Source organism: Acinetobacter sp. YH12100 (assembly GCF_013419135.1).
GTDB classification, from domain to species: Bacteria; Pseudomonadota; Gammaproteobacteria; order Pseudomonadales; family Moraxellaceae; genus Acinetobacter; species Acinetobacter pseudolwoffii.
In genome coordinates, this window is sequence record NZ_VPAQ01000005.1 from 77,225 (window position 1) to 91,039 (window position 13,815).

A 13,815-nucleotide genomic window follows, 5' to 3' on the forward strand; every position below is an offset into this window, starting at 1 on the left:
CATTCCTTAAGAAACTGTAGAATCTTGATTACGTTTGTCCTGTTTTTCCTGGCGCAGTTCCACCCATGTTTTTAAAATCAGGGTGACAATTGCGAGGAGAGCCAGAAGCGAAGACACGGCAAACGCAGCACTAAAGGTATATTCGTTATAAAGAATTTCGACGTGTAGCGGTAAAGTATTGGTTTCACCGCGGATATGACCGGATACAACCGATACTGCACCAAACTCACCCATGGCCCGTGCATTACACAGAATCACGCCGTAAATCAGACCCCATTTGATATTTGGCAGGGTCACTTTCCAGAAAGTTTGCCAGCCAGATGCACCGAGCACAATCGCAGCTTCTTCTTCTTCCGTGCCTTGTGCTTCCATTAATGGAATTAACTCACGAGCCACGAAAGGTACAGTAATAAAGATGGTCGCCAGGACAATGGCAGGCACTGCATAAAGGATCTTGATGTCATTGTCCATTAGCCAGGACCCCATCCAGCCTTGCGTACCGAAAATCAGTACCAGCATTAAACCGGCAATCACGGGAGAGACCGAAAATGGCATATCAATCAAGGTGGTCAGGAAGGATTTACCCCGAAAGTTAAACTTCGCCACTGACCATGCCGCAGCCACACCAAATACCACGTTCAGCGGTACGGCGATTGCAGCAGTCAAAAGTGTAAGTTTGACCGCAGATAAAGTATCTGGATGCACCAATGCCTGTGTATAAACACCAATTCCCTGTTTAAAGGCTTCCACAAAAACCAGAATCAAAGGCAGGATCAAGCAGCTCAAGAAAAAAATCAGTGCAATAGTGATCAGGGTATAACGTACCCAGGTTGGCTCACGGGTTGCATCACGGGATTGCAGTTTTTCAGCCAGTGCATTGCTGTTGGTATTCAAACTCATCGTGCAGTTCTCCCGGTACGGCGGCTGGCCCAAGCTTGCAGTAAGTTAATCAGGAACAGCAGGACAAATGAAATCAGCAACATCACCACCGCAATTGTGGTTGCACCGGCATAATCATATTCTTCTAAACGGGAAATAATCATCAGTGGGGCAATTTCTGTTTCAAAGGGCTGATTCCCGGCAATGAAGATCACCGAACCATATTCACCAACACCGCGAGCGAAAGCTAACGCAAAGCCAGTGATAAGCGCAGGAAGTAAAATCGGGAAAATGACCTTGGTCACAATTTGCAAGCGATTTGCCCCGAGTGCAGATGCAGCTTCTTCCAGTTCGGTTTCCAGATCACTGAGTACCGGCTGTACGGTACGAACCACAAAAGGCAGGCCAATAAAGATTAGAGCCAGCGTAATACCAATCGGGGTATAAGCAACCTGAATACCAATCGGTTCAAGATACTGACCAATCCAGCCAGTCGGCGCATATAAAGAGGTCAAGGCAATACCGGCCACCGCTGTTGGCAGCGCAAAAGGCAAATCGACCAAGGCATCGACAATACGTTTGCCCGGGAAGCTATAACGTACCAGACACCAGGCCAATAACAGGCCAAACACCACATTCACCAGCGCAGCAATAATGGCTGCACTGAAACTGAGTTGTAGGGATTTTTGAATACGTTCAGAGCTCAGGATTTCCCACAAGCCTTCCCAGCCAATGCCCAGTGATTTAATAAAAACAGCAGACAGCGGGATTAAAACGATTAATGATAAATACGCTAGGGTAAAGCCTAGAGAAAGACCAAATCCTGGCAGCACTCGGGATCGCTGCGACATGATGACTCCTCAAAAGAGAGAAAGCTGGTTAAAACTAACCAGCGAAAATTAAAAAAAGAAATTGGACACAAGCATAATTTGCAACGACTAAAATGCAAATTTGAAATAATACTTGCTGTCATCAGTATTGCTGATATGTTGCATAGTCTTTTCTGAAATCAAATACTGGGCAAGTTCAGGAAAAGGGCCAAATCCTGAAGCGACATTGACATGCCCCACCTGTCCGAGATTAATCGGTTTGAGTTTCCAGGCTTTGGCCAGAAACTCGGCATCTGCATAGCTTAACCAGGGATCATTTTCACTGATTAATAACGTGGCCGGAACCTGAATCTGCACTTGCTGAAAATAATGGCTGTAATCGGTCTGGCTGTTACGAACGAAACCATTTTCCCCAAAACGTGCCGGATTGGCAGGCGCGACCAGAATCAGCTTTTTAACTTTAGTAGCCAATTCTGGATGTTGTGCCAGTGCTGCGACCGAGGTTAAACAGCCAAAGCTGTGCGCTACAATCTGTACATCATCTTGAATATCTTGCAGGGCTTTGACAAATTCAGTGATCCATTCCTGCAAAACGGGATGATTCCAATCTTTTTGTTGCACACGAGAGCATCGACTGAGCTGATGTTGTAAGCATGTTTGCCAGTGACTGTATTCGCTACCACCTACACCTGGAACAATAAGCGTATGTATCATATCGATGCTCCTGTCAGATCAGCTGCGAATTACTTCGCGCTGTTTGCCTTCACAATCTGGTCGAAAATACCGCCATTCTCAAAATGTGCTTTTTGCACTTTTGCCCAGCCGCCAAATTCCTGATCAATCGTCACCAGTTTGAGTGGTTTGAACACATGATTATATTTCTTTAAAGCTACTTCACTGCGTGGACGATAATAATGTTTGCCTGCCAGGTCTTGACCCAGTGGCGAGTACAGGAAGTTTAAATAACCTTGAGCCAGATGCTTATTGCCTTTTTTCGCTGCATTTTTTTCTACAATCGCCACTGGCGGTTCAGCCAGAATAGACAGACTTGGCGTGATAATTTCAAACTTACCTGGTTGCTCACGAATCGCTAAGTACGCTTCATTTTCCCAGGCCAGCAAGACATCACCGATCCCGCGCTCGGCAAAGGTGGTAGTTGCACCACGCGCACCTGAATCCAGGACTTTGGTGTTTTTATAAATTTGGCGAACAAATTCTTGTGCAGTCGTGTCATTGCCACCGGCCTGATGTTTGGCCCATGCCCATGCCGCCAGATAGTTCCAGCGCGCGCCACCTGATGTTTTCGGATTCGGGGTAATAATGCCGACACCCGGTTTCACCAGATCGCCCCAGTCTTTAATCCCTTTGGGGTTGCCTTTATGCACCAAAAATACGATTGTTGAGGTATACGGTGTCGAGTTTTGTGGCAGTTTCTTTTGCCAGTCTGCTGGCAATAATTTGGCTTTTTCTGCAAGCACATCAATATCGGCTGCGAGGGCCAAAGTCACCACATCTGCATTCAAGCCATCAATAACAGAGCGGGCCTGTTTACCAGAACCACCATGGGATTGCTTGAAGTTAATTTTTTGACCCGTACGGCTTTCCCAATATTTGCCAAAACTCTTGTTGACATCTTCATACAATTCACGTGTCGGATCGTAGGAAACATTCAAAAAATCACGTGCTGAAGCACCCAATGAGGTTGCCGAAATCACAGCAGCCAGAACCCCAAGTTTTATTGTTTTTGAAATACTCATTAGAAACCTCAATTTCTTACACGTTTTGTAACATAGCTGCAGAATAAACCTATTCTTTATGCGTAAAAAATAAATAAAAACGAATTTTATATGAAAAAAAAAGATAAGACGGAGCTGAAGTTATTGAAATGAAAATGGCCTTATCAATAAAGGCCATTGTTTCTGCTGGACTGCCTCATTATTTCGTATGATTTGCCTTTACAATTTGATCAAAGATCCCGCCATTATCGAAATGTGCTTTTTGTACCTTGGTCCAGCCACCAAATTCTTTGTCGATGGTGACTAACTTTAAAGGTTTAAATACGCTGCTATATTTCTTTAATACTTCGCTATTACGTGGACGATAGAAATTCTTCGCAGCCACAGTTTGCCCCGCAGGAGAATACAGATAATTCAAATAAGCTTTGGCCAGGTTTTCATTGCCATCTTTCTTGGCGTTTTTCTCTACAATTGCCACCGGTGGCTCGGCCAAAATTGACAGACTTGGCGTGATGATTTCAAATTTACCCGGCTGTTCACGAGTAGCGAGATGGGCTTCATTTTCCCAAGCCAGTAATACATCACCGATCCCGCGCTCAGCAAAAGTGGTGGTGGCTCCACGTGCGCCTGAGTCCAGCACTTTGGTCTGTTTATAAATTTGACGCACAAAATCTTGTGCTTTGCTGTCATTGCCACCAGGTTGATGTTTGGCCCATGCCCATGCCGCCAGATAGTTCCAGCGTGCACCGCCAGAAGTTTTCGGGTTTGGCGTAATGATCTCTACTCCAGGCTTCACCAGATCGCCCCAATCTTTAATCCCTTTTGGATTGCCTTTTTTGACCAGAAAGACGATGGTGGAAGTATAGGGGGTTGAGTTTTGCGGGAATTTTTTCTGCCAGTCTTTAGGCAGCAGACCTCTCGCTGCAATTTCATCAATGTCGGCTGCCAGCGCCAGGGTCACGACGTCTGCATCCAGACCATCAATCACAGCACGGGCCTGTTTACCTGAACCGCCATGCGACTGTTTATAGTTCACGTCCTGACCCGTGGTTTTTTTCCAGTATGCGCTGAATTCCTTAGTAAAATTGTCATATAATTCGCGGGTTGGGTCATAAGACACGTTAAGGAAATCTTTTGCAGACACACTGAAAGCAGTGGCCGAAACCAGTGCAGCCAATACCCCAATTTTTAATTTACCAATATTCATTTTTGCCTCAATTTTTTTAGCTTTTGTTGGACAAGGCAAGAATAGCTGGAGATATTTTGCATAAAAAATAATTAAAAATGCATTTGATGTGAGTAAAAGAGATAAATCGATGGAGCTTATCTCTCAGTACTCAATTGTTGATTTGAGAGGCAATAAAATATGCTCTGTTTGAAAAATGCGAAACATGTCAGTGGGATAGAAGTACTCGATCGGGCCTTTCATTATGGTGATGGCTGTTTTAGCACGGCCCGGATTCGACAGGACCGGGTGGAATTATATGATCGTCATCTGGCACGTTTGCAGCTCAGTAATCAAAAATTAAGTTTGCATGCTGATTTAGCTCTGATTGCAGAAAGTTTAGAACTTTTACGTGAATCAGAAAGTCAGCTGAATGGAACATTAAAGATCGTGCTGAGTCGTGGAGTCGGCGAGCGGGGCTATAGTTTGCCAGAGCATCCGGCGGATCTGTGGGTATTTTATTATCCTCAAGCCCTACATGATTTAAAGTATGAACAGATCCAAAGTGGGGTATTACAGCAGGCACTGGGATTGACCATGCCGGGTCTGGTCGGACTAAAAACCTTGAATCGCCTGGAGCAGGTTTTGCTCAAGCAGGAGGCGGATCAGCGCGGTTGGTCTGAGGCACTGGTGACAGATGTACAGGGCGGGGTTGTCGAAGGGGTGAGCAGTAATTGTTTCATTTGTATAAACAATACATGGATTACGCCGGAACTTCGTTATAATGGCGTCTTTGGGGTGATGCGTGCAGAAATTCTACAACGGATGCAAGATCAGGGAATTGCCTGTCAGCAACGTTACATCGATATGGAGGAAATAGCCCATATTCAGAGTCTGTTTTTTTGTAATGCGCTAAACCCGATGAAAATTGTCACTCAATTTGAGCAGCGATCCCTGGATGGCGATGCTTGTATTGAACTTTTTAACCGTCTTCGATTAAATCAGATGTCTTAATATGTCAGCTTCCAAGTCTAAAGCCAAAAAGAACAATACAGCCAAATTTTCGTCACTTTTCAAAGGAATTGCCTTCGTCCTGATTGGACTTGCCTTGATTTTGGTACTGGTCTTAAAAAGTAGTTTGTGGAAAGACTATCCTGTAGACGGACAAAAACAGCTGCTGGCGATTGGGTCAGGGGAAACCTATTCTGGTTTTATTGACCGTCTGGCCAAAGAAAAACAGGTCAGTTTCCCGATTATTCTCAAGCTTTATCAGCGCATCCTGATTCATGACACCATGAAAGCTGGCGTATATGAAGTGCGCCAGGGCATGAGTATTCGTCAGGTTCTGGATATGATCTCCAATGCTGAAAATGCCCAGATGAACCGGATTTTGGTGATTGAAGGAACCACATTCAAACAGCTGATTGATGCTTTGAAGAAAGATGATCTGGTGACCAAAGAAGTGTCACATTTGCCAACGGCACAACTCCTTAAAGAGCTCAATATTCCATTTTCACATCCTGAAGGTCTGTTTGCACCGGATACATACTTTTTTGCTAAAGGTGAAACTGACCGTAAAATTTTAACCAATCTGTATCAGCGCCAGATGAAGGCACTGGATCAGGCCTGGGAAAAACGCGTGACTGATCTGCCCTATCAGAATAAATATGAAGCGCTGATCATGGCGTCGATCATTGAAAAAGAAACCAGTGTGGATAGTGAGCTAGAACAGGTTTCTGGAGTGTTCGTGCGCCGTTTAAAAATTGGCATGCGTTTACAGACCGATCCTACCGTGATTTATGGAATGGGCGATGCCTATAATGGCAATATTACCCGCAAGGATTTACGTACGCCGACGCCGTATAACACCTATACCATGTCTGGTTTGCCGCCAACGCCAATTGCACTGCCAAGTAAGAAAGCCATTGAAGCAGCCATGCATCCGGATAATTCTGACAACCTTTATTTTGTCGCCACGGGCAATGGCGGACATACGTTTACGACCAATCTGAATGATCACAATAAAGCAGTGCAGGAGTATCTGACCATTTTACGCTCGAAGAATAAGGAATGAGTATGTTTATTAGCTTTGAAGGCACAGAAGGTGTAGGTAAAACCACACTCATTCGTTCGATCTATGACGATTTTATGGCGCAAGGTAAAGATGTGGTGCTTACGCGCGAGCCGGGTGGTACGCCGATGGCCGAGCAGATCCGTGCACTACTTCTGGCTGTGAATCATGAAGAAGCGATGGCGCATGATACCGAATTACTATTGATGTATGCGGCGCGTGCCCAGCATTTGGCACAAGTCATTCTGCCAGCCTTAGCAGCCGGAAAAATTGTACTCTGTGACCGTTTTACTGATGCCAGCTTTGCCTATCAATGTGCAGGTCGTGGACTCAGTGAAACAAAGCTGCAGTTATTAAATGATCACTTTGTGGCACGTATGCCGGACATCACCTTCTGGTTAGAAGCACCGATTGAACTGGGAATGAACCGGGCACGCGCGCGTGGCGCACTGGATCGCTTTGAACAAGAGAAAGTCACTTTCTTTGAGAAAGTAAGAGCCGGCTATGAAACGTTGTGGCAGCGTCATCCGGAACGGATCAAACGTCTGGATGCAACCCGTACACCGGAGCAGGTATTCGAGCAGGCTTTAAGTTATTTGAAGTCTGGTTTAAATTGAAATCCTGTTTATTTTAATTTTCACTAGGTAAATGTGTGAAAAATCTTCTATATTGAAGGCAATATAGAAGATTTTTTTAATAAGATGAAAACGACCAAAACCGAAATCCAACAATTTTTACAACAAGAATTTCCACAAAGCCTAGAAAAATGTAGGATCGAAGCCGTTGTTCCACGCGGCGCAACTTTGCTGTATCAGGTTAGCGCACAAGAGTTGCGTCCGGGTGGTACTGTTTCTGGCCCAACCATGATGACCTTGGCCGATCTTGCCTTATATGTCGCTATTCTGGGCGAAATTGGCCTGGTGGGTTTGGCTGTCACCACCAATCTGAATATCAATTTTCTCCGTAAACCTTCAGGTGGCACGGATTTGCGAGGAGAGTGCAAGCTTATTAAAGTCGGTAAAGTTCTGATTGTCGGGGAAGTCTGGATTTATTCAGTAGACCTTGATGAGCCAGTGGCGCATGTTACTGCGACTTATGCCATTCCACCTCAACACTAAACACCTGAAGAATAGAAGTTCAGTGATATAAATAGCCTAAGCTTAATTAAGTAGGTGAGCGCTAAAAGACAGGGAGATATGATTTAAAAATCATATCTCCCCAATAATCTAAATATTGACCAAGGGTGTTTCTACTTCAAAATTCACCGGATTTAGAATGGTCTTGCGTAATTCAGGCAATAATTCCGGATAGTCCAGCGTGAAATGCAGGCCACGAGATTCTTTACGCTGCATGGCACAGCGCACAATCATTTCTGAGACCAGCACCAGATTGCGAAGCTCGATCAGGTTTTTGCTGACCTGATAATCTTGGTAATACTCGGTGATTTCTTTTTTCAGCATTTCAATACGATGCAAGGCACGTTCCAGACGTTTGGTGCTGCGCACAATACCGACATAGTTCCACATGGTCTGACGTAGCTCATCCCAGTTTTGCAGAATCACCACATCTTCATCCGGATTGGTTACCTGTGAGTCATCCCAGATGGGTACGGGCGGAAAGGTATAGTCAGCATTGAAATGAGATTCGATATGCTTGGCTGCACTCATGCCATACACAAAGCATTCTAAAAGTGAGTTGCTGGCCATTCGGTTAGCACCGTGCAGACCAGTATAAGAGGTTTCCCCAATTGCATATAGACCTGCGATATCAGTCTGGCTATGTTCATCGACCACAACGCCACCACAGGTGTAATGGGCTGCAGGTACCACTGGAATCATATCTTTGGTGATATCAATACCCAGTTCCAGCAGGCGGGTATAAAGCGTAGGGAAATGTTCTCTAACAAAGCTTTCATCCTTATGGGTAATATCTAGCCAGACATGTCGAATACCTAAGCGCTTAATTTCATAGTCGATTGCGCGTGCGACAATATCGCGTGGTGCAAGTTCGGCGCGCTCGTCAAAACGCAGCATAAAGCGTTCGCCATCGGGCAGACGCAGATAAGCCCCTTCGCCACGCATAGCTTCAGTGATCAGGAAGGAGCGCGCTTGTGGATGATAGAGACAGGTCGGATGGAACTGGTTAAATTCCATGTTAGCCACCCGGCAGCCTGCACGATAGGCCATGGCAATGCCGTCACCTGTGGCAATATCCGGATTTGACGTATAAAGATAGGCTTTCATGGCACCGCCACAGGCAAGGGCGGTAAATGGTGCTAAAAAGGTATGTACTTTTTCATTTTTTTCATCCAGCACATATAAACCTAGCGCACGGTTTTCACCGTCTAGGCCAAGTTTATGTGAACAGATCAGATCAATCGCAATATAATTTTCAAAAATAGTGATATTTGATTTTTCTTGGGCGCGTTGTACCAAAGTAGTCGAAATTGCACGACCTGTGGCATCGGCAGCATGAATAATCCGGCGCTGTGAATGGCCGCCTTCACGGGTGAGATGCAACTGTTCCTGTTCATCCAGGGTAAATTGCACACCGTGTTTTAGCAGAAAGTCAACTGATGGTTTGCCCCCTTCTACCGTCTGTTTGACTGCGTCCATTTCACATAGCTGTGCACCTGCAATCATGGTGTCATCAATATGCTGTTCAATCGAATCCATTTCATCGAGTACTGCAGCAACACCGCCTTGCGCATAAAAGGTGCTGGCATCTGTCAGGGTGGATTTCGCTAAAACTGCAATATTAAAATGGTCCGGGAGCGATAAGGCTAAACTTAAACCGGCACCGCCACTGCCCACAATAATGACGTCAAATTGATGGGTAAGGGATGAATTAGACATGTCCATCAGCTAATTTTAAAAAAAGTTTGGTAATAACAGCGCTTTTTTGTGCAAAAGGCAAGCGTTGAAATGCTCATTTATTAATGAAAAAAATTAATCAAAGCCTTAACTTAGTGTTTTAATGATGAGATATTGTCCAGCGTGAAGCATTGAAACATATTATTACTTAAACTTTACAATGTTTGTGATAAAACCTATTTACATAAATTTATCAACAATTTGAGTGAATAATTTATATGAAAATTCTAAACTTAAAAAAAGGATTATTTGCAGCGACCCTGACCATGAGTGCTGCACAGTTGCAGGCTGTCACACCGGTTGATTTTTCAAATCTGGTCGAGCAGGTCAGTCCTGCCGTGGTCAGTGTCAATGTCGTTAAAAAAATGAGCGAAGAAGAACTCTTACAACAACAAGTTCCGGAAATTCTACGTCGCTTCTTTGGCAATCAGGTGATTATCCCTCAGCAGCGCATGCCACAGGAAAAAACCGGCTATGGCAGTGCATTTTTTATCAGTAAAGATGGCTATCTGCTGACCAACCATCATGTGGTTGAGGATGCATCTAAAGTCACCATTACCCTGAATGATCGCCGTGAAATTGATGCTACTGTGGTGGGAAGTGATGCACGTACCGACGTAGCTTTACTTAAGGTCACAGGTTCGAATTTTCCAGAATTGCGTACCGGGGATGTAGGCCGCTTACGTGTCGGTGAGCCTGTGCTTGCGATTGGTTCGCCATTTGGTTTTGATTATTCGGCCTCTGCCGGAATCGTCAGTGCCAAAATGCGCAACATGATGGGTGAAACAGCAGTGCCTTTTATCCAGACAGACGTGGCCCTCAATCCGGGTAACTCTGGTGGGCCTTTATTTAACCAGCATGGTGAAGTGGTCGGGGTGAACTCGCGGATCTTCAGTGGAACCGGCGGTTATATGGGGCTCTCCTTCTCGATTCCGATTGATGTGGCCATGGAAGTGGCAGAGCAGCTGAAAAAGAATGGTAAAGTGACCCGTTCCTATCTGGGGGTCAGCTTGCAGGATATCGACCGTAATCTGGCAGAGTCCTACAACCTTTCTAAGCCCGAAGGCTCCTTAATTACTCAGGTTGCACCAAATTCACCCGCTGCACGTGCCGGTCTACGTGTCAGCGACGTGATTTTAAAATATAACGGCACTGCGATTTCACGCACCAGTGAATTATTAAACTATCTCAACCGTACTGCACCTCAGCAACAGGTACAGCTGGAGGTTTTACGAGATGATAAGCGCCGTAATATTTCAGCAACCTTAAGTACCGCACCGGATGATACCCCTGCAAAAGCCGGAGCACAGGCGCAGCCGAGCAAAGGACCTGTAATTGGTGTGGCTATTCGTGATTTAAGTTCGCTAGAAAAGGATCGACTGGAGATCAAAGGCGGGGTCATGATTCAGGATGTTCGTTCAGGTGGCATTGCCGCACAGGCGCGTATCATGCCAAACGATGTGGTGACGCATATTAATAACAAGGCAGTATTGAACGCAGAGCAATTTGTACAAGAAGTTTCTGAGTTGAAGAAGGGCAATGTGGCACGCGTTACGCTCATGCGCCAAGGGCAGCGTGCGATTGTCGGAATGCGTATCTAATTCTATTCAGATTTTTAAATATAAAAAACCGCTTTTGATGGGCGGTTTTTTATTATTTGCAATTTACCCAGCCTATAAATTCGGTAGACTCTATTCAGTTGAAAATAATGGAAAGGATAAGAGAAAAGTGACAGCTATTTTTGATCTTGCGTTAAAGGTGCAAGCTGAACATATCGATGGCTTGGGCCATGTCAATAATGTGGTCTATGTACAGTGGATGCAGGAGGTCGCCACAGCCCATATTGAAAAATTGGGATTGGGGTTAAAGGAATATGTGGAACTGAAACATGCCATGGTGGCAGTTGAGCATCAGGTGCAATATCGCAAGGCTGCTTTCGAGGGCGATGAAATTATTTTGCGAACCTGGCTGAACGATATCAATGCACTGTATTCATTTCGCCAATATGCATTTTATCGACCACAGGATCAAACCCTGTTATTTACAGGTAATACGCAGTGGGCCTGTATTGAAATGGCCACTGGACGTCCTAAACGCATGTCGCCTACCTTTACCCAAGCCTATCAACCTCTTTCTGAGCAGATCAATCCTTATGATTTTTCAATAGTGTATCTAGATCAATAAGTGCTCGCTTCTTTGGCACAGAGTTAGATATTTCAATCAGGTTTAGCAAAAATATGGCGTGATTTTCAAATTTTCATTGCAGTGATTGAGCTTGAGATCGCTGGACAGGTATTTTGGCAGAGTGGACAAAGCTAAAAATATAATTCTTTTTCTAGATCACCATTCTGCTATAATCCTTCGCAATTTCTATTCGGCTTTTGTTATGTAATATTTTTAAATTACATAGCGCGTTTTTTCTCAAGGTAACCCATGGCGCAAGCTAAAAAATCTGTTGATATTAAAAACATTCGTAACTTCTCGATTATTGCGCATATTGACCACGGTAAATCGACCCTCGCAGATCGCTTTATTCAGACCTGTGGTGGTTTGCAAGATCGTGAAATGCAGGCTCAAGTCCTCGATTCTATGGAGCTTGAGCGCGAACGTGGGATTACCATTAAAGCCACTTCGGTGACGCTAAACTATACCCATCCAAATGGTGAAGTTTATCAGCTGAACTTTATTGATACGCCGGGACACGTTGACTTCTCGTATGAAGTGTCGCGCTCGCTCGCAGCCTGTGAAGGTGCTTTATTAGTCGTTGATGCGGCGCAAGGTGTGGAAGCACAGTCTGTCGCCAACTGCTATACCGCGATTGAGCAAGGTCTGGAAGTACTGCCCGTACTGAACAAGATCGATTTGCCGCAAGCTGAACCTGAGCGTGTGATTCACGAGATTGAAGAAATTATCGGCATTGAAGCGACAGAAGCACCGACATGTTCAGCCAAAACCGGTCTGGGCATTGAAAATGTTTTAGAAACCCTGGTGAATGTGATTCCGGCACCTGTGGGTGATCGCGAAGCGCCGTTGCAAGCGCTGATTGTAGATTCATGGTTTGACAACTACCTTGGGGTAGTTTCTCTGGTACGTGTAAAGCAGGGTCGTGTGCGTAAAGGCGACAAGATGTTGATGAAATCAACAGGTCAAACGCACATCATTACTTCTGTGGGGATCTTTAACCCGAAACATACTGAAACAGGCATGTTGGAAGCAGGCGAAGTCGGCTTCGTGATTGCCGGTATTAAAGATATTTTCGGTGCGCCGGTGGGTGATACCATTACCTTGGCAACCACACCTGAAGTTGCAACCCTACCGGGCTTTAAAAAAGTAAAACCGCAGGTTTATGCCGGTTTATTCCCGATTGATGCCAGTGACTTTGAACCGTTTCGTGAAGCTTTGCATAAACTGCAAATTAATGACTCGGCCTTGTTCTTTGAACCGGAAAGTTCGGATGCACTTGGTTTTGGTTTCCGCTGTGGCTTCTTGGGCATGCTACACATGGAGATTGTACAAGAGCGTTTAGAGCGCGAGTATGATCTTGATCTGATTTCTTCTGCGCCCACCGTAATTTATGAAGCGGTGATGAAAAATGGCCAGACGATTTATATCGACAGCCCGTCTAAAATGCCGGATGGTTCAACCGTAGAAGATTTACGTGAACCGATTGCCGAATGTCATATTTTAGTACCGCAAGAATATCTGGGTAATGTCATGACCTTGTGTATCGAGCGCCGTGGCATACAAAAAGACATGAAATTCCTCGGCAATCAGGTGTCGATTACTTTTGAAATTCCAATGGCAGAAGTGGTCATGGATTTCTTCGATAAATTGAAGTCTTGTTCACGTGGTTTTGCATCCCTCGACTATAACTTTGTCCGTTTTGAAAGTTCTTCATTGGTAAAAGTAGATGTACTGATCAATGGTGAAAAAGTCGATGCTCTGGCAATGATCTGTCACCGTAACGACGCGCGTCATCGTGGCATTGCGCTGGTGGAAAAAATGAAAGACCTGATTCCACGTCAAATGTTTGATGTCGCAATTCAGGCGGCAATTGGTGCGCAAATCATTGCACGTTCTACTGTAAAAGCCATGCGTAAAAACGTATTGGCCAAATGTTATGGTGGTGACGTGTCACGTAAGAAAAAACTTCTGTCTAAACAGAAAGAAGGTAAGAAACGCATGAAGCAGGTGGGTAGTGTCGAAATCCCGCAAGAAGCGTTCCTCGCTGTGTTAAAAGTCGAACGCTAGAAGAATAAGG

General features: G+C 44.9%; 13 protein-coding genes. 7 read left to right on the forward strand and 6 right to left on the reverse strand.

Features of this window, described 5'->3' with window-relative positions:
* Positions 1–6 precede the first annotated feature (6 nt).
* The 5 genes from cysW to FTU40_RS05165 all read right to left on the reverse strand — a co-directional run bounded on the left by cysW (position 7) and on the right by FTU40_RS05165 (position 4,652).
* Positions 7–900 carry a sulfate ABC transporter permease subunit CysW gene (gene cysW / locus FTU40_RS05145; RefSeq protein WP_005097571.1) on the reverse strand — a complete coding sequence of 298 codons (894 nt, stop codon included), beginning with the start codon at positions 898–900 and terminating at the stop codon, positions 7–9.
* Positions 897–1,730, reverse strand: a complete 834-nt coding sequence (cysT, locus tag FTU40_RS05150) for a sulfate ABC transporter permease subunit CysT (protein ID WP_005097570.1) — start codon at positions 1,728–1,730, stop codon at positions 897–899. The genes cysW and cysT overlap by 4 nt, the downstream gene beginning before the upstream one ends.
* Before the next feature lie 87 nt (positions 1,731–1,817).
* Positions 1,818–2,423: an alpha/beta hydrolase gene (locus FTU40_RS05155; protein WP_180040055.1), complete on the reverse strand. Its 606-nt coding sequence runs from the start codon at positions 2,421–2,423 to the stop codon at positions 1,818–1,820.
* Between the two features lie 29 nt (positions 2,424–2,452).
* Positions 2,453–3,466: a sulfate ABC transporter substrate-binding protein gene (locus tag FTU40_RS05160; RefSeq protein ID WP_180040057.1), complete on the reverse strand. Its 1,014-nt coding sequence runs from the start codon at positions 3,464–3,466 to the stop codon at positions 2,453–2,455.
* Positions 3,467–3,644: 178 nt separating this feature from the next.
* Positions 3,645–4,652 (reverse strand): sulfate ABC transporter substrate-binding protein, encoded by a 1,008-nt coding sequence (locus FTU40_RS05165; protein ID WP_180040059.1) that lies wholly within the window; start codon positions 4,650–4,652, stop codon positions 3,645–3,647.
* A 159-nt stretch (positions 4,653–4,811) separates the two neighbouring features.
* Between FTU40_RS05165 and pabC the strand changes: the two genes are divergently transcribed.
* The 4 genes from pabC to FTU40_RS05185 all read left to right on the forward strand — a co-directional run bounded on the left by pabC (position 4,812) and on the right by FTU40_RS05185 (position 7,799).
* On the forward strand, positions 4,812–5,624 hold the full coding sequence (pabC, locus tag FTU40_RS05170) for an aminodeoxychorismate lyase (RefSeq protein WP_159516070.1): 813 nt from the start codon (positions 4,812–4,814) through the stop codon (positions 5,622–5,624).
* Between the two features lies 1 nt (position 5,625).
* Positions 5,626–6,684 (forward strand): endolytic transglycosylase MltG, encoded by a 1,059-nt coding sequence (mltG, locus tag FTU40_RS05175; RefSeq protein ID WP_005097564.1) that lies wholly within the window; start codon positions 5,626–5,628, stop codon positions 6,682–6,684.
* 2 nt (positions 6,685–6,686) lie between these two features.
* Complete coding sequence (tmk, locus tag FTU40_RS05180; protein ID WP_180040061.1) at positions 6,687–7,298, forward strand: dTMP kinase; 612 nt, start codon at positions 6,687–6,689, stop codon at positions 7,296–7,298.
* A gap of 84 nt (positions 7,299–7,382) precedes the next feature.
* The gene (locus tag FTU40_RS05185) at positions 7,383–7,799 is read left to right on the forward strand and encodes a PaaI family thioesterase (RefSeq protein WP_005097561.1); all 417 of its coding nucleotides are present in this window, start codon (positions 7,383–7,385) and stop codon (positions 7,797–7,799) included.
* Positions 7,800–7,907: 108 nt separating this feature from the next.
* Here FTU40_RS05185 and nadB read toward each other — a convergent pair whose 3' ends face one another.
* Entirely contained in the window at positions 7,908–9,536 is a 1,629-nt protein-coding gene (nadB, locus tag FTU40_RS05190; protein ID WP_180040062.1) for an L-aspartate oxidase, read from the reverse strand.
* Between the two features lie 236 nt (positions 9,537–9,772).
* Between nadB and FTU40_RS05195 the strand changes: the two genes are divergently transcribed.
* From FTU40_RS05195 to lepA, 3 genes are all read left to right on the forward strand, one after another.
* Positions 9,773–11,155 carry a Do family serine endopeptidase gene (locus FTU40_RS05195; protein ID WP_100355698.1) on the forward strand — a complete coding sequence of 461 codons (1,383 nt, stop codon included), beginning with the start codon at positions 9,773–9,775 and terminating at the stop codon, positions 11,153–11,155.
* 127 nt (positions 11,156–11,282) lie between these two features.
* Positions 11,283–11,738 carry a thioesterase family protein gene (locus FTU40_RS05200; RefSeq protein WP_180000175.1) on the forward strand — a complete coding sequence of 152 codons (456 nt, stop codon included), beginning with the start codon at positions 11,283–11,285 and terminating at the stop codon, positions 11,736–11,738.
* 249 nt (positions 11,739–11,987) lie between these two features.
* Positions 11,988–13,805, forward strand: a complete 1,818-nt coding sequence (gene lepA / locus FTU40_RS05205) for a translation elongation factor 4 (protein WP_005097556.1) — start codon at positions 11,988–11,990, stop codon at positions 13,803–13,805.
* Positions 13,806–13,815: the final 10 nt, after the last annotated feature.